General features: G+C 47.3%; 21 protein-coding genes. 8 read left to right on the plus strand and 13 right to left on the minus strand.

What is annotated here, in order from left to right; genetic code table 11:
* Positions 1 to 425: 425 nt before the first annotated feature.
* The 4 genes from obgE to QUB44_RS25460 all read right to left on the minus strand — a co-directional run bounded on the left by obgE (position 426) and on the right by QUB44_RS25460 (position 5,292).
* Entirely contained in the window at positions 426 to 1,466 is a 1,041-nt protein-coding gene (gene obgE / locus QUB44_RS25445) for a GTPase ObgE (RefSeq protein WP_333371872.1), read from the minus strand.
* 630 nt (positions 1,467 to 2,096) lie between these two features.
* Positions 2,097 to 2,990 (minus strand): Mo-dependent nitrogenase C-terminal domain-containing protein, encoded by an 894-nt coding sequence (locus QUB44_RS25450; protein ID WP_333371874.1) that lies wholly within the window; start codon positions 2,988 to 2,990, stop codon positions 2,097 to 2,099.
* Positions 2,991 to 3,409: 419 nt separating this feature from the next.
* The gene (locus QUB44_RS25455; protein ID WP_333371876.1) at positions 3,410 to 4,483 is read right to left on the minus strand and encodes a class I SAM-dependent methyltransferase; all 1,074 of its coding nucleotides are present in this window, start codon (positions 4,481 to 4,483) and stop codon (positions 3,410 to 3,412) included.
* 497 nt (positions 4,484 to 4,980) lie between these two features.
* Positions 4,981 to 5,292, minus strand: a complete 312-nt coding sequence (locus QUB44_RS25460) for a 30S ribosomal protein PSRP-3 (RefSeq protein ID WP_228042653.1) — start codon at positions 5,290 to 5,292, stop codon at positions 4,981 to 4,983.
* Between the two features lie 329 nt (positions 5,293 to 5,621).
* Between QUB44_RS25460 and QUB44_RS25465 the strand changes: the two genes are divergently transcribed.
* Entirely contained in the window at positions 5,622 to 6,425 is an 804-nt protein-coding gene (locus QUB44_RS25465) for a TIGR01548 family HAD-type hydrolase (RefSeq protein ID WP_333371878.1), read from the plus strand.
* 309 nt (positions 6,426 to 6,734) lie between these two features.
* Here the strand turns inward: QUB44_RS25465 and QUB44_RS25470 are convergent, their stop codons facing one another.
* Positions 6,735 to 7,553, minus strand: a complete 819-nt coding sequence (locus QUB44_RS25470; RefSeq protein ID WP_333371880.1) for a tetratricopeptide repeat protein — start codon at positions 7,551 to 7,553, stop codon at positions 6,735 to 6,737.
* 357 nt (positions 7,554 to 7,910) lie between these two features.
* Between QUB44_RS25470 and QUB44_RS25475 the strand changes: the two genes are divergently transcribed.
* Positions 7,911 to 8,675 carry a cobalt-precorrin-6A reductase gene (locus QUB44_RS25475; protein ID WP_333371915.1) on the plus strand — a complete coding sequence of 255 codons (765 nt, stop codon included), beginning with the start codon at positions 7,911 to 7,913 and terminating at the stop codon, positions 8,673 to 8,675.
* A gap of 267 nt (positions 8,676 to 8,942) precedes the next feature.
* Here QUB44_RS25475 and QUB44_RS25480 read toward each other — a convergent pair whose 3' ends face one another.
* From QUB44_RS25480 to QUB44_RS25505, 6 genes are all read right to left on the minus strand, one after another.
* On the minus strand, positions 8,943 to 9,581 hold the full coding sequence (locus tag QUB44_RS25480; protein WP_333371882.1) for a Uma2 family endonuclease: 639 nt from the start codon (positions 9,579 to 9,581) through the stop codon (positions 8,943 to 8,945).
* 114 nt (positions 9,582 to 9,695) lie between these two features.
* Entirely contained in the window at positions 9,696 to 10,328 is a 633-nt protein-coding gene (locus QUB44_RS25485) for a prepilin-type N-terminal cleavage/methylation domain-containing protein (protein ID WP_333371884.1), read from the minus strand.
* A gap of 58 nt (positions 10,329 to 10,386) precedes the next feature.
* Complete coding sequence (hpsC, locus tag QUB44_RS25490; protein WP_333371886.1) at positions 10,387 to 11,469, minus strand: hormogonium polysaccharide secretion pseudopilin HpsC; 1,083 nt, start codon at positions 11,467 to 11,469, stop codon at positions 10,387 to 10,389.
* A gap of 55 nt (positions 11,470 to 11,524) precedes the next feature.
* On the minus strand, positions 11,525 to 12,229 hold the full coding sequence (locus QUB44_RS25495) for a prepilin-type N-terminal cleavage/methylation domain-containing protein (protein WP_333371888.1): 705 nt from the start codon (positions 12,227 to 12,229) through the stop codon (positions 11,525 to 11,527).
* 2 nt (positions 12,230 to 12,231) lie between these two features.
* Complete coding sequence (gene hpsA, locus QUB44_RS25500) at positions 12,232 to 17,271, minus strand: hormogonium polysaccharide biosynthesis protein HpsA (protein WP_333371890.1); 5,040 nt, start codon at positions 17,269 to 17,271, stop codon at positions 12,232 to 12,234.
* 381 nt (positions 17,272 to 17,652) lie between these two features.
* Positions 17,653 to 17,850 carry a hypothetical protein gene (locus tag QUB44_RS25505; protein ID WP_333371892.1) on the minus strand — a complete coding sequence of 66 codons (198 nt, stop codon included), beginning with the start codon at positions 17,848 to 17,850 and terminating at the stop codon, positions 17,653 to 17,655.
* Positions 17,851 to 17,897: 47 nt separating this feature from the next.
* On the opposite strand from QUB44_RS25505, the gene QUB44_RS25510 reads away from it, so the two are divergent.
* From QUB44_RS25510 to QUB44_RS25520, 3 genes are all read left to right on the plus strand, one after another.
* A complete protein-coding gene (locus QUB44_RS25510; protein ID WP_333371894.1) occupies positions 17,898 to 18,662 on the plus strand; it encodes a sulfotransferase domain-containing protein in 765 nt (254 codons plus the stop codon).
* A 734-nt stretch (positions 18,663 to 19,396) separates the two neighbouring features.
* Entirely contained in the window at positions 19,397 to 20,257 is an 861-nt protein-coding gene (aroF, locus tag QUB44_RS25515) for a 3-deoxy-7-phosphoheptulonate synthase (RefSeq protein ID WP_333371896.1), read from the plus strand.
* 173 nt (positions 20,258 to 20,430) lie between these two features.
* A complete protein-coding gene (locus QUB44_RS25520) occupies positions 20,431 to 20,628 on the plus strand; it encodes a heavy-metal-associated domain-containing protein (RefSeq protein ID WP_333161419.1) in 198 nt (65 codons plus the stop codon).
* 170 nt (positions 20,629 to 20,798) lie between these two features.
* Here QUB44_RS25520 and QUB44_RS25525 read toward each other — a convergent pair whose 3' ends face one another.
* A complete protein-coding gene (locus QUB44_RS25525) occupies positions 20,799 to 21,209 on the minus strand; it encodes a metalloregulator ArsR/SmtB family transcription factor (protein ID WP_333371917.1) in 411 nt (136 codons plus the stop codon).
* Positions 21,210 to 21,355: 146 nt separating this feature from the next.
* Between QUB44_RS25525 and QUB44_RS25530 the strand changes: the two genes are divergently transcribed.
* Together QUB44_RS25530 and QUB44_RS25535 are read left to right on the plus strand one after the other, a co-directional pair.
* On the plus strand, positions 21,356 to 21,523 hold the full coding sequence (locus QUB44_RS25530; protein ID WP_333161417.1) for a metallothionein: 168 nt from the start codon (positions 21,356 to 21,358) through the stop codon (positions 21,521 to 21,523).
* A 289-nt stretch (positions 21,524 to 21,812) separates the two neighbouring features.
* Positions 21,813 to 22,073: a DUF7219 family protein gene (locus QUB44_RS25535; protein WP_333371898.1), complete on the plus strand. Its 261-nt coding sequence runs from the start codon at positions 21,813 to 21,815 to the stop codon at positions 22,071 to 22,073.
* A 274-nt stretch (positions 22,074 to 22,347) separates the two neighbouring features.
* On the opposite strand, the gene QUB44_RS25540 is transcribed toward QUB44_RS25535, so the two are convergent.
* A complete protein-coding gene (locus QUB44_RS25540; RefSeq protein ID WP_333371900.1) occupies positions 22,348 to 23,424 on the minus strand; it encodes a metal ABC transporter solute-binding protein, Zn/Mn family in 1,077 nt (358 codons plus the stop codon).
* A gap of 90 nt (positions 23,425 to 23,514) precedes the next feature.
* Between QUB44_RS25540 and QUB44_RS25545 the strand changes: the two genes are divergently transcribed.
* Complete coding sequence (locus QUB44_RS25545; RefSeq protein ID WP_333371902.1) at positions 23,515 to 24,234, plus strand: metal ABC transporter ATP-binding protein; 720 nt, start codon at positions 23,515 to 23,517, stop codon at positions 24,232 to 24,234.
* Positions 24,235 to 24,267 lie beyond the last annotated feature (33 nt).

The following is a 24,267-nucleotide window of genomic DNA, read 5'->3' on the forward strand; positions in this document are numbered from 1 at the left end:
TACAATTATGAGTTAGCTTTCAGGTCTAAAATTCAAAACCTCTAATTATAACATAGATTTTTTTTGCAAGAGGTCTAGTAATTTAGGGCGTTGCGGAATTACAATATGAGTTGATGAGGGATAATAAGGCGAATTTTGAGGAAATGCCCTGAATGCAGCTCAACTCATATCCGCAAAATAAGCTCAACCTTCTAATAATAAATTTCCCGCCTTTGCCGCACAGCCTTAGCGATTGCACCATAAACCTTTGGGAACTTTCACCGTCACGCTTGTAGGCGATTTAAAGCAGTCGGTAGATACTTTTAAACGATCGTTTTTCAAGACACAGAGGCTCAAACCTTGCCGCACCCGTCCTACAGCCGAAAGATTTGACCCCTCAAAAAAACACCTACCCATTCACGGAAATTCCACGAACCAGAAAGCGATTAAACACTCGCGACTGCTAACTGTTCGGCCGCCTCTTTCTCGTTCATCTCGTCGAGTTTTTGCCAAACTTGCTGCATCAATTCATCCAATCCAACTCTACTAACGGCGGAAATCAACAAAACAGGAGCGCCGCTAATTTCTTTAATTCGGCTGATTAAATTAGCGATTTCTTCGCTTTCGAGGTCGATCGCATCTACCTTATTAAAAGCCAAAATCTGCGGTTTATCGGCTAAACCACGTCTGTAAGCCTTTAACTCTTCCTGAATTGTGACGTAATTGGCGATCGGATCTTCATCCGTAATATCAATCAAATGCAGCAACAACCGAGTCCGCTCAATGTGCCGCAAAAACTCGTAACCCAAGCCAGCACCTTCGTGAGCTCCCTCAATCAATCCCGGAATATCTGCAAACACCGTACCGTCGCCAGTCGGTTTTCTGACTACGCCCAAATTCGGGACTAAAGTTGTAAACGGATAATCTGCTATCTTGGGCCGAGCCGCAGATAAAGCTGAAATTAAGGTGGATTTGCCAGCATTCGGCATCCCCAGGATTCCCACTTCAGCTAATAGCTTCAATTCCAAACGCAAAAATTTGTGTTCTCCTTCTTTTCCCGGCATCGCATAATCTGGAGCGCGGTTGGAATTGGTCAGAAAACACTTGTTTCCCAAGCCACCTTTGCCGCCTTGGGCAACGCAAAACGTCTGTCCGGGCGTTACTAAATCTGCTAAGATTGCCTGAGTTTCCGCGTCGTAAACTACTGTACCGCAGGGAACTTCGATCGTGCGATCGTCCCCAGAAGCCCCCGTCATATTCTTCGGCGCGCCACGCTTCCCGTCATCGGCTTTAAAAATCCGGTTGTACTGAAAATCCAGCAGCGTTTGCAGGCTTTCCACCGCCACCATAAACACAGAACCGCCCCGCCCGCCGGTGCCGCCACTGGGCCCGCCCGCCGGTACATACTTTTCTCTGCGAAAAGCTACCATACCGTCGCCGCCTTTGCCGGCTGCGACTTGAATATCTGCTCGATCGATAAATTGCATAATTTAGTCAGTTGTCAGTTGTCATTAGTCAGTTGTCATTAGTCAGTAGTTATTAGTCATTAGTCAGTAGTTATTAGTCATTAGTCAGTAGTTATTAGTCATTAGTCAGTAGTTATTAGTCATTAGTCAGTAGTTATTATGATACCAGATCCAAGTACCATATTCCCCTTTTGCTTTAGTCCGGGTCGGCAGACGACAGCCCAGTTTAGTCGCGACTTACACTTGCCCTAAAATTATAATTATACCAATTCTCAAAAGTAGTGCAGAGCAAGAGATTGTACGCGAGCATCTGTAGGGAATCGGCAATGCTGTTTCCGGCTCCTAAATCTGCGATTTTTAATAATTTGTATAAGATTGAGGATTGTACCAAAACTTTTGTTTAATTAGTATTATCAAAGCAGATTTGAGCTTAGCAGGACTCACGCACAAAAACTGAATAAACCGGGTTTTTCTACTGGCTTTTCTACTGGCGCGGATGGGTGTAACGATGTTTTGTCCTAGAAAAACCCGGTTTTTGCATTTTGGACTAATTAGTAGTCATTGGTTAATAGTTACACTCATTAATCCAATATTTCACAAGAATGACAACTGCCTACTGACAACTGACAACTGACAACTGACAACTGACTACTAACAATAGGACGATACATCTTCCTTACATTCATCTGCCAAATAGCAGAGAGCTCGAAAGCGCATCCCGACTAACTGTTCGTAAAGCGGGTTAATCTGGCACATCGCCGGAATGTGGACGATTTTGCGACCAAATAACACGACATCTCGCTCAAACGGACACTGGGGCGGAATAATTTTACAGACAAAGTGTGCCAATTTTGGGTCGTGAATTTCCCAGCCGTCAAGCCAGTCTTTGACGGGTTGCAGGACATTTTTCTGGTGAGGTTTAGGTAGCTGAGATGAAAGGGGTGTTCCGACTACGGGGGGGACAATCGCATCAAAGACGATTTGGCTGCTGGGCCCCTGCGGATCGCACTTGCTGTCTTCGATAGTGTGTCGCAGAGCTTCGATGACCTCTACGTTCTGACCCAAAGCTGTGCAAAACTTGTAGATTACCTCGTCTTCGCTGAGCGAGTAGGTACCGTCTGCCAAAGCTACCATGACTGCTGTCCTCAAAAAATCCTCGCCTTTGGCGGTGTCTTTCCCTAACACAGCGGCTAATTCCTCTGGGGCAATAGGTTCAAAACCGTCCTCAAAAGATACCGGGTGTAGTTCATCCTGAGTTAGATTTGCAATCATTTTTTGCTCGTCTTCGTCAAAGTTGCCGTCTGCCCAAGCAATTGTCAGCAATCCCCGCAGCCAAGCAGTAATCTCTTCATTGGTGCAGGAAGATTTAGCGTTACTCATTAGCATTTCCACTTGGATGTACCAGTCAATTTGTTCGTTTACAGCGGGCTCAATATTCCCCTCCCAATAATTTTTACTGGTTTTTTGGTCGATGGATGATCTATTTGTGGAAGGTTTGTGCCCGAAGATTGCTCCAAACGTTTGTAGTGGACGTGTTAAAAGCATATTTGTTTCTCAGCAGCATCGCTGACTAGCGAGCTAATCTATTGGCTAATCCTATTCCCCAAAAATTCATCTATCGGGAGGAATAGGTTTGTTGAACTTATCTTAACTCTAGTTCCACCCATTGAGATGACGATCGACTTTTATTCAAGCCCGATTGCCATTAGCAACCCAATTTTTCGCAAGAAATAAAAGGTTGGCAAGCGTTGGATCTAATCAGACACTGGGTTTGTCACCCAGAGGCGATCGAACTTCGCTCTCTTTACATTTTAATATATATTTTTGTAAATTTTTCTGTCCAGGCTGGACAATATTAACAGCGAACCGGATTTAAGCTGTTGAAATAAAAGTATTTGAGGAAAATTTGACCGCCGATAAAAGCTTTTGATTGCTGTGTCCGTCTAGAAATGATTGATTTTTTTTTAACTTCGGCGGCACAAAATCCAGCGCAATTCCATTGGCGGGCGTGCGTTTGCCATCGGGAAGACATCTCGACCGGTGGCCCAACTGGGAAACCAAGGCGTCGGTGGCCAGGCTCCTTCCGGCAGGTGGTGGCGTTCATATTCAAACACCAATTCGTTGGATATTGGGACTAAGGGCAACCCTTCCATGGCGGTGGCGAGTTCTTGGGGTGTAAATAAAGTAGACCAGGAGAGTTGGGCAACTTGTCGCACGAGGGCATCTGGCTGGTAGTCGCCGACGGTTAAAAACGTGCTGAACAGCAACAGACCTCCGGGAGACAGGGAATCGCACATTTTAGCGAGGAAAAGCCGTACTTGATCGCTGTCTCGAAAATGTGAGATGACTTCGGCGGCAACTGCTAACTGGTAGCGGGCAGGTTTCATCCGCATTAAGGGGTCGAGCACATCGCCTTCAGTCACTGTGACGGGAAGGTTTTCGGCTGTTACTGCCGCTTTCAATTGTTCTGCAAACGCGGGAGTTAGTTCGATCGCATCCACAGAATAGCCTAATCTCGCCAGCGGCAAGGTATTGCGGCCGGTACCAGCCCCCACGTCCAAAATCCGCACTCGATCGGGCGTGCCCAATTTAGCAGCCGTTGTCATCAATTTTGCGTCTGGATGAGAGCCGAAAAGCGGAGGTTCTCTGGTGTCTACCCAGCTTTTGTACTGTTCTCCAACTGTTGAGGTAGTAACAATCACTTTGCAGGCTAAACCGGTTTGTGGCGGCTGCACTGATTCGTATTGCAGGATCAGCATCGATGCTGTGGAGGTGCGGTAGCCTTGTTCTAACTTGGTGGCTAAAAGCTTGCTGAGTTCGTCTCTGCGGTCTTCGGGCAGGGGTCTGTCGAGAGTGCTAAATAGATTTTCTATTGCCTTGAGATAGTGGCTTAGCATTCCCGGTACGCAGGGGAAAATTAATTCTCCGCGAGCGTTTACGCGAGTATTAATTTTGTAGAGGATAGCTTGCTGGAGAATGTCGGGATTTACTACCAGCGGTAGCTGTTCGGTCTGGTTGATTGTACTGTCGGCGCCCATAAATTCCGCGAAGAAGTCATTAGTTATTAGTCATTAGTCATTAGTCATTAGTCATTAGTCATTAGTCGTTAGTCATTAGTCATTAGTCATTAGTCATTAGTCATTAGTCATTAGTCATTAGTCGTTAGTCATTAGTCGTTAGTCATTAGTCATAGGGAAGTTTTTTGAGAGCTGACTGTACAATTTAAAAGTATAAAAAAGCCGATTTTAGATTTCTTTGGTTTCGTTGCTTAGTATTTTTAAGATTTTAGAAAAGGCGATTTTAGAGCTTTATTTTGCATAAAATCCCAATCTCTAATCTCAAATCTATCGACCAAGCCCAAAACCAGATTAGGTCTGAAAATCGGAGTTAGTATCCATATAAGCTGTAGCGAATTCAAATTTTATCTTTCACGGCGAGGTGGAAAAAGCGTCAAATCCTCTCGCCTTCTCCCCTCTCTCCTTCCCCTCGTCAGCCATAACAGGCAATTTATATGGATAGCAACTTAAAGCTGGGCTTAGTTGCTGCCGGTAAAAGTCACTTCGGGGAACTTTGACTGAGCTTCAGTCATCGGGCGTCGTCTGCCTTCCTCTTGCCAGTAGTTGATTACTTCTGTGGCTTGGTTGAGGATTTCGACTCGATCGTTATCAGCAATCCAGTGTTTGGCTTCGAGTTCGTTTTTGAGGTCTTCCCACGCATCTTTGCGGGGCCAGAAAAAGTAGGATGTCAGCGGGCTAGTTCCTTTACCTACAACTTGGTCAACGGCGAGGGCAACATTCTCTTCTAGCCAGAGAACTTTTAAGATGAACTTGGACAAGCAAACCTCCAGGGTTCCGATCGAACTTGTTAAAAATTTCTACAATCGCTAAGCGTAGCACACTCTGTTCGATAATTGGTCATCGGCCATGAAAAGTTTTGTGGCGCGGCTGGTTTTAGCGCCACTCAGGGGCTGGGAAAAGATAAAATTTGGGTTTTCACCGCAATACGCTTGGGCCCGATCCCGATCCCCCCTAGCCCCCCTTAAGAAGGGGGGGACAAGAACTTACTCTTGCGTCCCCCTTCTTAAGGGGGATGCTGCAAGGGATCTCGGAGGAATAAACAGTTTTAACCCAAGCGTATTGGTTCTCACCGGCCCTAGGTACAAGGATTAGTTAAGTTGTGAACAGAGTTATTTTAGTCTTCGACATTGACGGTGTGGTGCGGGATGTGTCGGGTTCCTACCGGCGGGCGATCGCGGATGCGGTGGAACATTTCACGGCGGGTGCTTTTCGTCCGAATTCTCTCGATATCGACTCTCTGAAGTCGGAGGGTGTGTGGAATAATGACTGGCAGGCGTCTTTTGAGTTAGTTTGCCGTTATTTTGAGGGGATTGGCCGATCGAGAAATGAACTCGCTCTCAACTATGAGGAATTAGTGGCTTTTTTCCAAAGTCGCTATCGCGGGCCCGATGAGAAAAATTGGACTGGTTACATTTGCGACGAACCGCTGTTGTTAAGTCCGGCTTACCTGGAAAGTTTAACGGTTGGGGGAGTTGTTTGGGGCTTTTTTAGCGGGGCGATGCGGGATGAAGCTGCTTATGTTTTGTCAGGGAAACTGAGTTTAAATTCCCCCATGTTGGTGGCGATGGAAGATGCACCGGGAAAACCCGATCCGGCTGGACTTTTCGCGGCAATTGAACAGTTGGAAAATCTGCACGGTTTAGAAAAAAATTTGCCCGTGATTTACGCGGGAGATACTGTGGCCGATATTTACACGGTTGTGAAGGCGCGGGAAGTGCAACCAAATCGGGTTTGGCTGGGGGCTGGAATTTTGCCGCCTCATGTTTTGGATGATTCTGTGCGCTGCGAGGCTTATGCTGCAGTGCTGGAAAATGCGGGTGCTGCAGCGGTTTTCAGGAATGTCGAAGAGTTGACTGCTGCGCGGATTTGGGAATTAGTCAGTTGTTATACCAATTTTTTATGAGGTTCCATAGAATCCGATCCCCCCTAGCCCCCCTTAATAAGGGGGGGACAAGATTCTTCTCAAAGTCCCCCTTATTAAGGGGGATTTAGGGGGATCGAGATATGTGCAACTTCACATTAAATTGGTATTAGTTGTTAGTTGTTAGTTGTCAGTTGTTAGTTGTTAGTTGTCGAAATAACAAATAACCAATGATATCGTTTCCGGTTGTATCGGAATAATAAAATCGAGTCAACAGTCAACAGTCAACAGTCAACAGTCAACAGTCAACAGTCAACAGTCAACAGTCAACAGTCAACTTTCCCTTTGAGATTATTGCAAGTGCAAGAATTTGTCTAATGCACTGACGGCAAGTGGCGGCCAGCGGCGGTTATTGGCAACCCAATCGATGTCTTTGTAGCGGGAGTCGAGGCCGATGGCTGCTACCCAATTGCTTTCAGCTTCGCCGCGCTTTCCTGCTTCCCAAAGACAGGCGCTGAGGGCGGCTCTCATGTCGGCAAATTGGGGGTATCTGCGGACGATGTTTTTCATGTTGCGAATTGCTTCTTTGGTTTGCCCGTTTTGATAAAGTGCGAGGGCGTGGTTGGCGCGGGCAAAGGCGTATTCGGGGGCTAGTTCAAAGGCTTTGCTGTAGTCGGCTATTGCTTGTTCCCATTTTCCTAAACCTGCTTCGGCGTTGCCTCGGTTGTTGTAGGCGGCTGGATCTTGGGAGTCTAATTCTAGTACATGATTGTAGTCGGCGATCGCTTCTTCCCAGCGTCCTAAACCTTCTAGGGCGGTGCCGCGGTTGAGGTAGGGATCGGGGGCGTCTGGTGCTAGTTCGATCGCTCTTTCGTAGTCGGTAATAGCGGCTTGTAGTTTGTTTTGGCTGACTCTAGAATTGCCTCGGTTGCTCCAAGCGGCGGCTTCTGAGGGAAATTTGTCAATGATTTGAGTCCAAAAAGTTTCTGCGGCGGGAAATTTGCCTTCATTTGTAGCTTCAAAAGCTTTTTGAACGAGTTCTCCCAATTCCTGTTGGGGATCGGTGATATCTGTTGGTTGTACTTGGGCGGCAACGGGCGCGATATTTCCTAACCATACTAACCCGGTTACAATTAATACTGTAAAAAATGTGAAAAGTGAGCGAATCATTGTTGTTGGTAGTTTAAACTTTGCTAAACATATTATTAACCGAATTTGCCGGGGTTGCTTGGATAAGTTATACCAATTTTTTATGAGGTTGCATAGAATCCGATCCCCCCTAGCCCCCCTTAATAAGGGGAGTAGGGGGTGGGACAAGATGGGAGCATCTCAATGAAAGCAGGCAAGGTAGAAATTGGAGTTTTGAGGCAGGAGGCAGGAGAAAGAAGGAAGAAGCCAGAAGAAGTGTTTTTACAAATATGAGATGCTCCCGACAAGATTCTTCTCAAAGTCCCCCTTCTTAAGGGGGATGCGAGGGGGATCGAGATATGTGCAACTTCACATTAAATTGGTATTAGGGATAATTTGGTGAAAAAACGCTTGCTGATTTTGGGCGGGACGGGGGATGCTGCTGAATTGGCGGTAAGAGCGTCTCAAATTGCTGAAATTGAGGTGATATCTTCGCTAGCAGGACGCACTCAACAGCCTTTTACCCCAAAAACGGGTTCGGTGCGAATTGGGGGGTTTGGTGGGGCGACTGGGCTGGCGGCGTTTTTGCTCGATCGCCCGATCGACTTTTTGATTGATGCTACTCATCCGTTTGCGGCTCAGATTTCTGCTAATGCTGCTGTTGCTGCTGCTGAATGTAATGTGCCCTTTTTGATGCTGGTGCGGCCTGCTTGGGAGAGGGTGGAGGGCGATCGCTGGATTGAAGTTGCCAGCCACTCGGAGGCTGCAAGGGCTTTATTAGGGCAGTCTCAGCGGGTGTTTCTCACCATTGGTAGGCAGGAATTGGCTGCTTTTGCTGGTTTGGATGCTGTTTGGTTTTTGATGCGGGCGATCGATCCTCCGGCACTCAATTCTCCTATTCCTCATGGTAAATTGTTATTAGCAAGGGGGCCTTTTTCTTTGGATGAGGAGCGCCAATTACTATTAGAATATCAGATTGATACTATTGTTAGTAAAAACAGCGGGGGCGGTGCTACTTATGCGAAAATTGTTGCGGCTAGGGAACTGGGAATGCCGGTGGTGATGGTGCAGCGGCCGCCGATTGCGGATGTTGAAAAGGTTGCTGATGTTGCAGGGGCGATCGCTTGGTTAGTTAAGCAGTTATTAGTCAATACGCTTGGGTGAAGCTCGATCCCCCCTAGCCCCCCTTAATAAGGGGGGGACAAGATTCTTCTCAAAGTCCCCCTTCTTAAGGGGGATTTAGGGGGATCTCCGAGGAATAAATAATTTTAACCCAAGGGTATTGAGTTATTAGTTATATCATGTCCGATCGATTACCCCTAATACGGTAGGGCCGGGTTCACCAACAATATCTGCCAATAATTGACAATCTCCAAAACCCGCCCTTTTAATCGCTTTGGTTTCCCTACAGCAGTTTTGTCATCGTCGCCGCTAAATTTGTGCTCTCACCCAAGATCGAAAGGCTTTCATCGCGACGTTTCTGCCGGCTGTTTTGCTTTGTTCTAAATATTCGGGGATGAGCTCGGTGATGGGGAAGTTGGGAAACTGGAGACTACGATCGCACTGTAGGTATTTTCCATCTTGCAGTACGCTGATTTGCAGGTTGCGGCCGTTGTAGCGCCACAATTCGGGTACTCCTAATGCTTCGTAGTTGTTGAACTGAGTGCGGGAGGTGAGGTCGATTTCTATGGCTAAATCGGGAGGTGGGTCTGTTTCTAAGTCGATGCGGCTTTTGCCTCTGACTGCGGCTTCGTTTTGGATGTAGAAACAGGTATCTGGTTCTACTCCTTGAGCCATTTTTTGATTTTTGAATGTGGTGGAACCTAGAGACCAAAATTCCATACCAAGTTCTTCGAGTAGTGCTTCGACTAAGTTACCAATCAGGACTTTACCAATTTCGTGTTCGGGTAGGGGAACCATGATTTCTAATGTTCCTTTGCTGTATGAAAGTCGGGATGCGCGACTTTCTCCCAATTCTGTTAGTAGGGTTTCAAACATCGGCCAGGTTATGTCTTTGAGTAATAGTTGATTTCCTGGCTGGATGATTATTTGTTTTAGTTCTAGCTGCATTTTTTGACTGTTTTAATAGGATTTGAAATATAAAATAATTTAAGTTAATATGTTTTAGCAATGCCGAACTTATGCGGAATTGCTGTTAGAAATTAAAATTAAATTTATTGAAAGCTAGGATGGTGGTGGGCAATCATTTCCTTCAGCAGTTCTCATTCCTCCTATGAGAGTTTCCACAATTACGCACTGCTTAGCAGCGGTGTTAGGTAGAGAACCGGGTGGATAAATTGTCACTGTAAAACCGTCAGTTAGTTGTCGTGGCGTTCTGCTCTGTATTGATGGGCTTGTGATCCAGCCTTGGTAATTAAAAGTAATTGATTTGATTGTGGAAACTCCATTACCTTGAGCAAAAAGTTTGACCTGTCCGGGCTTTATTTCGCCTCCTGCATCCAAATTTTGTGGAGTATTAGTATCGATCGTAAATGTTGGCTTAACTGGCGGATTAGCATTAGGATCGTAATTGAATGTAACTGTGACATCGCGCTTAGTTCGCTTTGCTTCGCTTTGTGCAGTTCGCAAGGTTTGCAAAACTCGATCGTTCACGGTGCGAACTCTTTGTCTGTTGATGAATCCCTGCCAGCTTGGAGCGGCGATCGAGCTTAATATACCTATGATTAACGCTATCACGAGCACTTCTAAAAGCGTGAATCCTCCATCGCCTTTTCTGGATACAGTTTTGTGGAAATTAGGGGTAGGCTTGGCAGCACACTTATGCAAAAGTTTTAATAATATCGGTGGGGTTTTCATGGTATTCTCCTATTATTTATCGGCGGGCGGCGATTCGGAAATGTGTTTTAGAAATCCGTTATTTTCCTATTGCACCTAGACCTTTTACTTGAACGGTTGCTGTTGGGAAAAATGCCGATTTGTTGGGGTTGTAAGCAGTATCGTTGGGTTGAAGGCGACGCAGGCTGTTTCCTCTTATAGTTACTCTGGCTAAGTTTTTCGAGGTATCTACACAAGCGTAGAAGCTATTTATTTGGTCGTCTGGCGAGGGTATTCTTAGCGTTGCTTCTCCGATTGCTGTTGCAGTTCTTTGGTCGATAGGATTACCAAGAGCAGTCTGGCATTCAGTCCCTGTGACTGCCGGCCCTGTACTGTGGTCGATGTAGTTAACCAATACTTCAGGATCGGGAAAAACGGCTCCCGGCATCGTCACATTTACCGTGGGCTTACTAAAGTCAAAACTTGTATTAAAAGCTGGATCTCGTTGTTGAGTGTCTTTTGTCTCACTATCTTTGTAGTAAGGATAATTAGGATCTGTAGTATTTGTCGCGTTAGGGTCTCTGATTCCATCCGTAATTTCGTAGCGAGCAATGCGGGTAGGACAAGTGCCTCCTGAAGGCTGACACCAAATAGAAGTAGAATCAGTTTCTTTAATCTGGTAGTAGGCAACTAATGATAGTACATAGGTGTCGTTGCATTTACCAGGGTTAGTATCGCAATCTTTTGGTTTTACCGTCTTAGCAACTTCTGGGTTAAAAGGAACAGAATTTTTCCTCGGTTGCTGCTTCCAAAATACGAGGATTGGAGTTCCATCAACAGGAGACGGAAGTTGAGAGCTGATAGCAGGGATGCCTGTAGGAGTCGTGGTGGGAGTGCTGGTAGTAGCGGGATTATTATCGTAAATATAAATAGCTTGACTCAAATCTTGGGAGATGAAATCAGCGGCGGCCTGAAGGTCTTGCTCGGTATTTGATTTGACTTGTTCTCTCCTGTCGGTATTCAACATATCGACTACAAAACCGAGCATCGGCGTAAGGATTAAAAACGCCATAATTGCTCCGACTAATAGCTCGACCAGAGTCATCCCATTTTCTGTTTGAGTTGGCCCGGAGCGGTTTCGCTGGTGCTGACTTTTGAGAAGCAACCTGAGTAAAGTTTTCATTTTGACTTTTCCTTTGTCAAATGGGGGGAGCGGTTTTAATCTAATAACAAGGAATTTAATTGGTACACTTTTGAGAATCACCTTGGAGGCGAGTGCACAACGATCCATAGGAGGAGGCCTCTCCTGTAGTAGGGGGAATTTCTGATTGCATTACCACCAAAGGCGCTTTAGGATTGCCCAGACCGGAATTAGCGACTGATTGCTGTGTAGTTGTCAGCGTGCCCGAAGAAGAAAAAGCATCGGCCCGGTAAACCCGCACAATCAGGTTGTAGCCTGTGTCTGTGGGAATAGTGGTTCCTGTATTTGGGGGACGAACACCCTGAATATAAAAGTCTTTGCTGCTAGCACAACCTCCCCCATCCGTGTCAACGCAGTACAAACCACTGGAGCTTGTAGGAGGAGCAGCAGTGTCGGTAGGAAAACCTACTGGGCTTGTTGCATCATTAGGTCTGATCGCCCCCACTCTCAGAGCGTCAATGTAAGCTCTCCCCGCCATCGCAGCCAGTTCGATCCGCCGCGCTTGGACGCGAGTCGCTACTGAGAAGGCCATCACGGGGGCGATCGCGATCATCAGCACCGAAACTACAATCATCGCTACCAATGACTCGATAATCGTGTAGCCAGAATCTTGTGGCTTCAGTTTTTGGGCGCAACTGCCAGATTTACTCTCAGTCGGCTGGCTGCTGAATCCTGTTTCTGTCTTTGCTCCCTTGAATAACAAGGGTTGCGAGTAGCTGTTGTCTTTTAGTAGTTTATTCATGGTTAGGCACCTGCTTTAGATTTGCAGAATGAATCTGTTGGGCGCAAATTGCCAGTGACAGCTTTCGTTGTCCCGTCCTTATCAAGGAAAGCACACAACAATGTTTGTACCCACTCGTCATCACGAGGTACTTCCTGGAAATACTCGTCCGGGGTGCGTTTTGTGGGAGGAGTCGTGAACTTTCGGGTAAACAAGTCGGGTGGCTGAGATAGTAAGCCCAAGTCATAACCCCAATTCCGAGCAGGAGCGCTGAAGAAGGGAAGGCTACCGGCGCCGGCATCAGTTCTGTATAAAGCTCTTGGAACACCGCCAGTGTAAGTGATTGCGGGTGGGGCTGGGCTCGGTGAGATTGGCGGTGAATCGAAAAGACTCCGCAACTTAGTAGCTGAAGCTGTCTGCTGCGAAGCCGCCGGATCTAAAATCGGGATATAGGGCGCGGTGCTGTAAGCACTCCGGCCGAACTGAATAAAGGAACCCTGGATGTTTGTGGAAACTGCCCCGGCATTCCAGCTTTCCAAGAAGCGGGGCAAGTTTTGCAGGCCTCCGTTAAAGTCACCGACATTACCGAGCGATCGCGAAGGAGTATCGTTCGAGCCTACGACCATATTAAATGTTGTGTTTACAGCCGTCGTTATCCACCCGGTTGCCCTCACAATACCTGTACCTTCTGGCAAACTGGTCGATGAAGCAGCCGCTGGCGGCGCCGTCACAGTTTGGATCTGCAAAACCGGCATGAGTAGTGGTTGCGAGCCTTCATTTAGGTTTGCTGGTGTTGTTGATACTAATTTTGGTAAATTTGCACCGCTCCCGTCCTTCAGCGCCTGGTTAAACACAAAGGGATAATTCTGTGAACCGTAAGTCACTGTAGTACGGTTGGCCGCCGCAGTCGTCCCAAACCACAGAGAATTATCTGTTAAATTTGTGCCTGGCCCATCAGTAACCGTTGTGCCAGTAATCCCTAATGGCACAGGAGCATTTGGCGTCTCCAGTGCGTTACCAGTTCTCTTAAAGGCAACACGGCGGGGGAAGCGTTGCAGTTCTGGGGTTGGCGGAATTGCAGTTGTTCCCGCTGGATAAGGAGTGGCTGCGGCTGTTATGTTCTGACCAACAGTTGCCTTACCTGCTGCTGGTGTGGATGGGTCTGCCGCTGCTGGATTTACATACCAGTCCTTATCCTCACACGCAGAAACCGGGATTTTGTTACAAACTTCCATCAAATACTCTGGGAACTTCCCACGTCGCTGCACGGGGGTGACAAAGTTGTTGAAGTAAGAACTTGTAATCGGGGGAGTGGTGGTGACATAGGTAGCGTCTGTCACAGTTATCGGGTCTGTTTGTGCCTTTAAATTGCCGTCAGCCTTGAACGCCCCGCTGGAAAGTCCGTTTGTCACAAAGTTGTTGCTGTAAAATCCTTGCTGTTTGCGAGGCATTACAGCAGCAGCACCGGCATTATTTCTCAGGTCAAAATCTCCCTCGTTGCGGAAGCCAAAACGGTAATTTGTTGAAAGCAGGGTGACAGCATCTGCCAGTATGTTTGCGGGACGCCAGGTGTCGCCGGTTGTACATTGACCACCTAATCTGGGGTCGTTTGGGCGACAGGCAAAGTTCTTATTGAGGTTTGCGGCTGCGCGATCGTAAAAGGCACTCCAATTACCCACGGCCTGAGTAAACTCTTCGCCGGAGTGAAGGTTAAATTCGTTTTTGATGTAAACGGGTAAATTAGATGCCAAAGTCAGCCCCTTTTCCATGACTACATCCGCCACAGTAGCGGAGGAACCAGGAACTCTGCCTAGCTCCTTACCATTCACAAGTAGAATTCCGTTGGGCTTGCGAGTAGGGTCTAGCCGGGAATCTGTGGGGCTGACTGTTGCGCTACTACTTTCATCTATGCCACCTGCGACAAGACCAGGGCGAGAACTGCGATCGGGCAGCGCGTCGTCGCGAGTGGCATAAATAATCCCGCTGTTTGGCAGTAAATACTCGTCCGTTCCAAATTTAGTGCTTCGCAGTACATTGAGGTCTATTTGAGTGGCGCGAATTTCTAGGGGTTGCCGTTCTTCTAAAGGCTGGTTGTAATTCCCTGTTAGTGTTGCTGCTTGGGCACCTGTGGTCGGGCTGCTCAGGGTAAAGGCTTCGTTAACGTTGGTAGCCGGATCATCACGATCGATCGCCTTGATTTCTCTGGCATTCAAAAATGCTACTTCTTGGATAGCCCCGTTAGGAATGAGTGTGGGAGCGGGTACGATCGAGCCGTCAAGTATCTGTATGGCGCAATTAGTCGAGTCGATCGCAGCTTTTTCTGCCAAATTGCGATCGGTGTCTGCTTTCACAAGAGCATCTCTCAACGGCTTATTAGCAAAGCGACCGTCGGGGAAGACTAAGTTAGCTTGCATATCTAAAGCAGCTTGTCCGCCAGTAAGCAAGCCTGTTGTGGCAGAAAGCGTTGAAGCGGCACCCGGTCGCGCTTTCGGGGGGCCGTAGGTGATGCCGTTGTTGGAGCCGATCAAGGTCTGCCGTGTTCCTAGCCCAGGTGCGCGTGTTGCGATATCTGGTGCGAGCGCTCCCTGGCCGCTGACATCGGGTAGGCTTCCCGTCGAAATGTTTCTCGCTGTGGAAGCGTTGCTAGGGTCGTAATAGCTGCTGACGCAGGCCAGCGGTTTGTCATTCAACTCTCCCTTGGCCGGGGGACTATCTTTATAGTGATAAACTACCGTCGCCCGCATCCGCAAATCGCCTTTGGCATATTTCTTAGCGGTGGTAGCCTGCTCAACAATACCTGGAAGTAGAGTAGTAGACGGGACTGCTGATGGGAGAGTTGCGCTGATATCGGTAGGAGTAGACCAACCTGGGTCCCAGGTAGTCCAGTTACCGGCAACATTATCATATACTTGTGACCCCGGCCCCAGTGGTGACATCGGCATGGAGTCGGGCCAGACGACACGGTACTGCTCAGTGGCGGTCGTTGTTGGGTCGTCGTAAGTGTTCGTGTCCCCAGTTACGGGGTTGCCATTTGCAGGATTTATCCAGCTAGGCGGCGGGAGGAATGAATTAGTGCGATCGTAAACCCCTGCACCAGTAATGACGCGCAAGCCACCATTGCCATCCAAGAGATTTTTCGGGTTTTTCGCCGCTTCTTGTTCCCAAAAACCGTTGCGGTCTGTCGCTCCTACATCAGCGATCTTTGTCACCTGGGACGATCGAGTGCGCGGAAAATTAGGATCTGGGGGGTCGATCGAATTCCAATTCCCTGCTACTTCTTCCGGCTTACTGGTAAATTGAGATTTGGTAGCGTCCCATCTCTTGGCTGGTAGGTTGTTGCCTACCACAACGCGATCGCCCAGAAATTGTTCTTCTTCAGGTTCTTTTGAGGGGTCTGTTGCTTCTAGCTGACCAACCGTTAGGGTGATTTTGGTTTCGGAATCTTTGAGCAAACTCCATTGATCTACGGGTCTTAGGGTCTCTCTGCTGTCTAGAATGGGTGGGGTTCCGGCAGGTGTTGACCACGGAAGACCGTAGCCCACCGTTGCGTCTCCTCCAAGCGGCACTTCCGCATAGGGAACCTTGCGGAGCATCTGCTTAAAATATTCTGTCAGCGCTTGTTTGCGATCTAGGGTTTGCGGTCGCTGCCGCACTGACAACGGATCGTTAGCCTCCGGGTTTGGACTGGCGGGGTCTCCCAACTGCGCTTCTACTAGCAAAGATAGGCGCTTTGTATAGGCTTCGTCATTGTAAAGAACATTCAATCTAGAATCGCTAGTTGATTCCGTACCCGCCTTAATTTCTAATTTTTTACTCAGCATGAATGCGTTTTTTCCGCCCGTGATGCTACCTTGTTTGAAAAGGTGCACGTCCACTGCATTCTTAACCGTGTTGTTACCAGACCAACCATTTACTACATTACCAGCCACAACAATTTTGCTACCTTCTTGTTCGTAGAAACAAGAATCTGGGCTGCTGACCTGATACAGTTTTATGCTGTTAGGATTATTCAACCCTGTCACTAGCAAATTACTGTTTGTGAATATCCGCCCGTTTAGATTCAACGGAGGTCCCGGCGATATGTCTAGATCGTTTTCATAAACAACCGCGTTGTTGGGGATCGGAATAAGAGCTTGGTCTTGCTGATATTCCAGGGCTGAAATGCTAGAAGTTCCTGTGAATGCTTGATACTTAGCAGGGTCAGGAGCCGCAGCAACATCTGCTGCTGTCATAGGTACGTTAACTGTATAAACGAAAAAACTTTTTTTAAGTTTCCCGTCTATCCTGTACCAGCCTGAGTCCCCCGCTAAAGTAGCGACAGTACCTCCACCCTGTTCGCAACCAGCCTTAAGTTTCCTCTGCGGTGGCTTTCTTGCTTCCAACGGCTCTCTTTTTCTTAAGAAGTCGCCCAAAGTAGGACTTTTTTCAACGTCGTCCCTTGGGGGGGTGCGGAAGAATATGCCGTAGAGGGTAAAACTGTCAAATGTGCCATCGCCATTTGTATCGACGGGATATCTCCAAGCAGTATTTATTGATTCGTTGGTTTCGAGATTAAAGCCAGTATCGTTAACCTTAAAATCGGGACTTATGCCACCGCTACCGTCTAGGTCATACTTAAGTCTCAGGCGTTCTTCGTCCCCAAAGGTATAATTATCAACTGTACTTCCAGGTGTAGTGGGGTTGGCGAGCGGCAAGTACAAGTCTGCATCAGAAGGGGTACCCCGATTCTGGGTTTGCTCCAGCAGGAACTGAATTTTCGCTTTCGCCCGATCGAGCGCGGGAGTCGCGGCCGCCAGTAGCTGCTGGTTCACGCGCACGTTACGCGCCGTATTAGCCCGATCAAACGATCGCAGCGTAATCGCCACCGTCAACAAAATCACTACCAGCAACACCATCGTCACCGTCGGCAGCACAAACCCCGCCATCGGCAGTCTTGCCCTCCGGCCCATAGCCATCAGGGCTTGTAGCATTGCTCTCATCAGCCGCTTCGCCCCGGATCTGGTAACACCAGCAATCCGCCGCAGCAGGGATACGATAACTTTGGATAATTTGCTCTTAAACATTGACGCCTTCCTGAATAATTTCAGAGATGGTATTGCTGGTAGTTACTGCTCGACAGTACAATCCCATCTTTATTGTTCCCATTTTTTGCAACTTGCATATCAGCCTCTTGCACAAATTTAAATCTGTACCTTGGCTGAAAAATAAAACCCACAAACCCGCAACCAAAATCGCCGCCGATAATATATTTTTCAGCGAAAGATTTGCCCCGCACGAATTAGATATTCCTAACTCCACTCTAATCTACTTAAATTGAAATGTCAGTGGTCAGAGCCAGAGTGAATGCGATCACCCAAAAACAGTGATCCCGATCGTATCCGAGGTATTACCTAGCCCACCCCGGCAGGCTTTGTTTGTCTAGTCTCAGTTTCAACCACCGGAATCTAGAATGTAGAGAGGGCGATCGAATTGTGGTTAAGCGTATCAGTGCAATCAAATCTAAATTGGGCAATCGAATAGCCGTAATGCCCCCAAGTGCGATCGAATTGCCGTAATGCCCCCAAGTGCGATCGAATTGCCGTAATGCCCCCCAACCCGCCGGCGGTTAAAAACCCCCGGCGGACAATCGGTACAAATGCCAAATCCGAAACACTGTCAGTACAACTGCAAAATATAAAACCTACAACCCATGAAACAAACTCCCAAACCCCCCGACTTCATCATCATCGGTGCCCAAAAAGGCGGAACAACATCGCTTTATGCCTATCTCACCCAACATCCCCAAATCGCCCATGCCACCGAAAAAGAAGTACATTATTTTGACTTAAAGTTCGACAAAGGGCCAGACTGGTACTATGCTCAATTTCCCCTGCCCAAAAACGGCCCCAAAAAAATCACCGGAGAAGCCAGTCCTTACTACATATTTCACCCCCACGTTCCCCAGCGAATTTATGATTTATGTCCGAAAGTTAAAATCATCGTCCTGCTGAGAAACCCCGTCGATCGCGCCATATCCCACTACTATCATTATATCAGAATAAAATACGAAACTCTCTCATTAGAAGACGCGATCGCCGCCGAGCCCGAAAGACTCAAAGGCGAAATGGAAAAACTCCTAGCCAACCCCAAATACTATAGTTACGAACACCAACACCACACCTATCTAGCCCGCGGCATTTACGCTGATCAACTCCCAGCCTGGATGAAACTTTTTCCCAAATCACAAATCTCAATCATCAAAAGCGAAGACTTGTATAGCAACCCAGCCCAAATCCTCAACAACGTCCTCGAATTTTTAGACTTACCGCCTCATCAACTACCAACCTACGGCAAGCTCAACTCCAGCGAATATCCGCCCATCAGCGAGACAGTATACGAGCAATTGAGAGCATATTTTCGATCGCACAACCAAAGACTAGCCGAATTGTGCGATCGAGATTTCGGCTGGGACTAATCAATATATCTCCCTTGCATCAAAGTATCGTTCCCCCTACCATCGGAAAGCTCCCTCTTGTCCCCCCCTTATTAAGGGGGGTTAGGGGGGATCGAAACCAAGGTATAAACGAGATATAGATGAGGACTTTAAATACTCATGCCCCCCTTAATAAGAGGCGTTAGGGACTATCGAAACGAAGCTATAAACGAGACATATTCCTGATTAAGGGGCGAAAAGAGCGATCGAACTCCACCTTACTACTTAGGCCCTCGATCCCCCCTAGCCCCCCTTAACAAGGGGGGGACAAGAGCGCCCATTATACAAATTTTTTTCTCAAAATAGGTTGACATCCGAATCTCCCTGTGCTAGCTTGTGCAATAGTATTGTGTTTAACCCACAAATCGCAGCACTTCAGCTATGTTCACAGCCAAGTTCACAGCCAACAGCTATTTTTATTTTTGGTACAGCCAAGTTCGCCCGGAGTGAATTTGCAATTCACTGTGAACATCCGGGCGAACCGCAGATTAACACCTGCGGTTTTGTTTTTTCTAGTTCTTTTCCCAACAACCAATCGACTACAAGCGAAAACAGCAATGACATTATTCAGTAACTGGTACGACAGCTTTTATTTTTGGCCCAACAAAAGTTCTGGGTAAATTGTCGCGCTGTCTTTTCGCACCAACCCGGAACCCCTAAAAGTTCCGGGTTTTTTGTTGTCAACCACCCACTTAAATTTCCAGGAAAATACCCTCATGTTAGAAGCCAAACTCGTAACCAAATCTCATCCCGAACACCAAACAATAGTCAAACTCTCAGAAACAGTCTCAGTCGGCGGCACAGAATTATTAATCATCGGTGGCCCCTGTACCGTCGAAAGTTCCGCACAAATGGAAACCGTCGCCCGCCAACTATCCGCCGCCTCCGTTCAAGGTTTGCGAGGCGGAGTCTACAAACCCCGCACATCTCCCTATGCTTTCCAAGGCATGGGAATTGAGGGACTCGAAATTTTAGCCGATGTCAGCCGGCGTTACGGTTTGCCCGTGGTGACAGAGGTAATGTCGATCGCCCAAATCGAGCCAGTTGTCACCTATGCTGATATGCTGCAACTAGGCAGTCGGAATATGCAAAACTTCGAGTTACTAAAGGCGATCGGTCAAGCCGGAAAACCAGTCCTGCTAAAACGCGGCTTATCAGCCACAATCGAAGAATTTGTGATGGCCGCCGAATACATTCTCAGTCACGGAAATCCTCATGTAGTTCTCTGCGAAAGAGGCATCCGCAGCTTCGACAATTACACCCGGAATGTATTAGATTTAGGTGCAGTCGTAGCGCTGAAACAGTTAACTCATTTGCCAGTAATAGTAGACCCTTCTCACGCCGTCGGCAAGCGAGAATTAGTCGCACCACTAGCCAAAGCAGCGGTTGCTTGCGGTGCAGACGGATTGATTATTGAATGTCACCCGCAACCGGAAAAATCGGTTTCTGACGCGCGGCAAGCTCTTTCTTTACCAGATATGGTAGATTTAGTTGCGAGTTTGCGGCCTGTAGCCGCCGCCGTTGGGCGCCGCATACCCGATATTAATGTGCCTTCAGAGGTATTAAGTTTGAAGTGATATTGGTAGGAAATAATCTATAACTTTTAACGTCAAACTCTACAGTCGGTCTTAACCGGATTGAGCTTTGAGGCAGGGGTTTAAACCCCTGCCAGAATCGGCGAAAGCGCGTGTTTCACGAATTTAGATTAAAATAAAAAATAATACTGTCATCTACGAAATTTTGCTTAATTATGGCAATACTACTTAACGTTCCCTCGATCGTCTGTTCCGGCTGCGGTGATACAATTACCAAAGCCATCAAAACTGTTGAATCCGATGCTACTGTGAATGTGGATGTCGCAGCTAAGACTGTTACAGTAGAAGCTCAAGCTTCTGAAGAGTCAATTAAACAGGCGGTTGTTGCTACGGGCCACACCGTTAAAGATTGATATCGAGTTTGGTGAGGGCGGGTTTACGAGATTATTGGCATTAGGCCGAGATTATTCGTAAAAGCCGCCCCTACAGAATTTTAAATCAATGCCCAATGCCCAATGCCCCATGCCCAATGCCCCATGCCCAATGCCCAATGCCCAATGCCCACTGCCCACTGCCCAAAAGCTTATTCTGCTTCGTCTAAGTGTTCGGCGACTGCTTGGTAAAGTTCAAAAACGTGGCGATCGAGTAAACTATAAAAAACTTGTCTCCCAACCTTGCGGTAACTTACCAACCGCATCGCCCGCAATGCCCGCAACTGATGCGATACTGCTGACTCGCTCATTCTCAACGCCGCAGCCAAGTCACACACGCACAGTTCTTGTTTTGCCAAAACCGACAGCAGCCGCAGGCGATTCGCATCTCCCAAAAGACTGAAAAACTCTGCCATCCGCTGAGCTTTTGCGGTGTTGAGAACTTGTGTTTGGATGTCCCCGGCCCGCAAACAGTCAACTAAGTGCGATGGATCGCACATTGGTGTATCGTTTTGTTCGTGAGGCTGACTTATCGCTCCATTAACAGCAGAGTTGGGTGACATCTTTTCCCGGCTAGTTTTAATTCTCATTTTCATTTTAGTGCGATCGGCGAACCTTTTGTAACAAAACTTTTACATTCCCTTGACATATATCTGAATATATGTTCATATATAAGTACAGACAAACAACCCCACCAGGAGAATGTAAAATGACTACCGCCACCCAAACAAAATGTGCCTGTCCTTCATGTTCGTGCGTTGTCAGCCCCAGCGAAGCCATTGAAAAAGAGGGCAAAACATACTGTTCCAGTGCTTGCGCTGACGGGCACCCCAACGGCCAAGGCTGCGGCCACACCGGCTGCGAGTGCCACAAATAAATATTCGGCTTCAGAAAAGGTTAATCAACAACTGCCAAATATATCTCAAGGGAGATGCGAACACCGCATTTCCCAATTTTTTTGCTTTTAGGTTAAAGAAAGGTTAAAATAAAGCTAACTTAAGGTTAAAACTGCATTAATAGACTAAATACAGAGCGAAAAAGCACTATTGCTACTTACGCAATACAATAGAAGCAAGTTAGCGCCGCGATACTGAGCAAAAATAGTGCTATTAACAGCAGAGACCGAACCAAAAGTTGAAAACCAAAAGTTAAATTAGGAGGGGGCAATGAAAGAGCGGGAAGATTTTTTACATCCTCGCAATCGCTACTACGGTGATTTCACGCCAGAAAACTTGGCGTTTAATGCCAATTTGCAGGAGTTTGCTCAAAAAATAACTTATATTTGCTCGCTAGAAACTGGGGGTAAAATTAGCGCTGAGAAAGCCTATAAAGATATTAAGATGCTTTGGAAAGACTTAAAATCCTCTAAGAAGCAATTAGGAATTGGCCAAAAACCCCCCAGTACCGATGAGGAAAATTCACCTTAAAGTCAATCGATTTTAGATTTTAGATTTTAGATTTTAGATTGAAGCATTGACCCCACGGATAAATTCGGGGACTCCTTTATCGGATACAGGTTTTTTATTTCACTGGTCCTGAGTCTGCTTTCGGAATGAATCCGGGGGCTTGTATCCTTGATGCTTTCAGTCATCGCAGCAAACGCAGCGTTTGCAATCGAAAACCCCTGCGATTGCGAGCGCTGCGTTTTGCTGCGTACCCAGCAAAGGTAAGGTGCTTGCTAGTAGGCGAACTTTAGAAAGTCTATGGTTTGGGATTTGGTGCAGTTTCTCCTGCAAAGGAAGTACAATTGCCACCGAGGCCAGAAATAATCGCGCAAGTATTAGTTTTCAGCATTCCCTGATATGTATCAGCACCCGTGCCAGGGCCGCCCAACTCGTCGCTGTAAAGTTCCTTGTCCGAAATTTCGACATTTGCCTCCCTCGCCACAGTCTCCATCAACTTCGGATTAGTTGTAGTTTCGGCAAAAATTGTTGGCACTCCTGCCGTCTTAATTTCTGAAGATAATTCGGCAATTCTTGCTGCTGTGGGCTGTTCCTCTGTCGTCACACCCTGCAAAGCTCCTGCAATCTCCAAATCGTAAGCATCGGCATAGTAACTCAGAGCATCGTGAGTTGTTACTAACTTGCGTCTTTGGGCGGGAATAGTCGCAATTTGAGCTTTTATCCAAGTATCTATTTTTTGCAACTCATCTGTTAAGCTTGCTGCATTTTTTGTAAAAATTTGAGCATTGGTGGGGGAAACTTTGATCAATTCATCCCGAATTGTTTCTACCATACGGATGCCATTTTGAGGGTTATGCCAAACGTGAGGGTCAGGGACTTTTTCGCCTTCTGCATGGGGTTGATTTTGGGCTTTCTCTTCGCCGTGTTCGTGCTCGTGTTCGCCTATCAGCGGTTTGGGAACTGCGAGTTCGTGTACGGCGATTTTGGGTGCGGAATTACTGCTAGATTCAATTAACTTAATGATGCTGGGTTCGTGGTTGTAGCCGCCGTATAAAATCAGATTTGCGGTTTCAATCGCTTTGCGGTCTTCCGGCTTGGTTTGATAGGCGTGGGGGTCGTCTCCCGGCTTGATGAGGCAGGTGGTGTCGATCGAACTTTGAGCGATTTCTTTAGTTAGGTTGCAGATAACGCCAGTCGTGGCCACGACTTGTGGCAAGTTGGCGGCCCGACTGGCTTGAGTTTGAGTCGCGGCCGGACTCTCTGACACCGGATTGCTTGCGTTCTGTCCTTCACTGCAGCCAACCAGTCCGCAGCCAATTGCCAAAACAGCCACACCGCACAATCTGCGGGTTTTTCCAGGCAAGTTCTTTAACATTTTCACCTTTGGAACGATAATCGTTATTGCTTTTTCGAGTTATCCTATTCTAGTAGCTACGAACAAGAATCGTTCTCAAAAACTTGAATTATGTTAGAAGTGCAAGACTTAGCTGTTAATTATCGAGGCATTTCGGCCCTCAACAGCGTGAATTTCCAGTTAGATCCCGGACAATTAACCTGTGTGTTCGGCCCCAACGGCGCGGGGAAAAGCACGATGGTGAAAGCGATGCTGGGATTGATCCCGGCCTGTCGGGGTTTGGTGAAATATCAGGGGCGGTTGTTGAAGCAGCAGTTGTCGCGGGTGGCTTATGTGCCGCAGCGATCGCAAATTGACTGGGATTATCCGATTACTGTGTGGAATGCGGTAATGATGGCACGAACCGTCCAGACTGGTTGGTTTCGCAGTCCCTCGAAGCAGTCGCAAGAATTGGTGAAAGCTGCTTTGCTGCGGGTGGGAATGTGGGATTTGCGCGATCGGCAAATTGGCGAACTGTCTGGCGGACAGCAGCAGCGGATTTTCTTAGCAAGGTCGATCGCGCAACAAGCCGATTTATTCTTCTTCGACGAACCTTTTAACGCGATCGACAAAGCAACCGAAGAGATTATTTTCGATATTTTTGCCGAACTCAAATCAGAAAATAAAACATTGCTAGTAATCAGCCACGATTTAGGCGAAACTTTAAAACAGTACGACAATTTATTATTGCTCAACAAGCAGTTAATTGCAACGGGTTCCTGCCGAGAAGTTCTCACAGCAGCCAATATTCAAAAAGCCTATGGATACGATTTAAGTTTAGTGTCAGCGTGAGTGGAAAAGATTTATTTTTAACCGCAGATGAAC

This window comes from Microcoleus sp. AT3-D2 (genome assembly GCF_036705715.1).
GTDB lineage: Bacteria > Cyanobacteriota > Cyanobacteriia > Cyanobacteriales > Microcoleaceae > Microcoleus.

What these genes read in the sequence shown, in the direction of transcription:
- QUB44_RS25525 (WP_333371917.1), bottom strand. Translation starts at nt 21,209, where the DNA reads ATGTCACCCAACTCTGCTGTTAATGGAGCGATAAGTCAGCCTCACGAA.
- hpsA (WP_333371890.1), bottom strand. Translation starts at nt 17,271, where the DNA reads ATGTTTAAGAGCAAATTATCCAAAGTTATCGTATCCCTGCTGCGGCGG.
- aroF (WP_333371896.1), top strand. Translation starts at nt 19,397, where the DNA reads ATGTTAGAAGCCAAACTCGTAACCAAATCTCATCCCGAACACCAAACA.
- obgE (WP_333371872.1), bottom strand. Translation starts at nt 1,466, where the DNA reads ATGCAATTTATCGATCGAGCAGATATTCAAGTCGCAGCCGGCAAAGGC.
- QUB44_RS25545 (WP_333371902.1), top strand. Translation starts at nt 23,515, where the DNA reads ATGTTAGAAGTGCAAGACTTAGCTGTTAATTATCGAGGCATTTCGGCC.
- QUB44_RS25520 (WP_333161419.1), top strand. Translation starts at nt 20,431, where the DNA reads ATGGCAATACTACTTAACGTTCCCTCGATCGTCTGTTCCGGCTGCGGT.
- QUB44_RS25455 (WP_333371876.1), bottom strand. Translation starts at nt 4,483, where the DNA reads ATGGGCGCCGACAGTACAATCAACCAGACCGAACAGCTACCGCTGGTA.
- QUB44_RS25470 (WP_333371880.1), bottom strand. Translation starts at nt 7,553, where the DNA reads ATGATTCGCTCACTTTTCACATTTTTTACAGTATTAATTGTAACCGGG.
- QUB44_RS25530 (WP_333161417.1), top strand. Translation starts at nt 21,356, where the DNA reads ATGACTACCGCCACCCAAACAAAATGTGCCTGTCCTTCATGTTCGTGC.
- hpsC (WP_333371886.1), bottom strand. Translation starts at nt 11,469, where the DNA reads ATGAAAACTTTACTCAGGTTGCTTCTCAAAAGTCAGCACCAGCGAAAC.
- QUB44_RS25480 (WP_333371882.1), bottom strand. Translation starts at nt 9,581, where the DNA reads ATGCAGCTAGAACTAAAACAAATAATCATCCAGCCAGGAAATCAACTA.
- QUB44_RS25450 (WP_333371874.1), bottom strand. Translation starts at nt 2,990, where the DNA reads ATGCTTTTAACACGTCCACTACAAACGTTTGGAGCAATCTTCGGGCAC.
- QUB44_RS25540 (WP_333371900.1), bottom strand. Translation starts at nt 23,424, where the DNA reads ATGTTAAAGAACTTGCCTGGAAAAACCCGCAGATTGTGCGGTGTGGCT.
- QUB44_RS25495 (WP_333371888.1), bottom strand. Translation starts at nt 12,229, where the DNA reads ATGAATAAACTACTAAAAGACAACAGCTACTCGCAACCCTTGTTATTC.
- QUB44_RS25535 (WP_333371898.1), top strand. Translation starts at nt 21,813, where the DNA reads ATGAAAGAGCGGGAAGATTTTTTACATCCTCGCAATCGCTACTACGGT.
- QUB44_RS25485 (WP_333371884.1), bottom strand. Translation starts at nt 10,328, where the DNA reads ATGAAAACCCCACCGATATTATTAAAACTTTTGCATAAGTGTGCTGCC.
- QUB44_RS25510 (WP_333371894.1), top strand. Translation starts at nt 17,898, where the DNA reads ATGAAACAAACTCCCAAACCCCCCGACTTCATCATCATCGGTGCCCAA.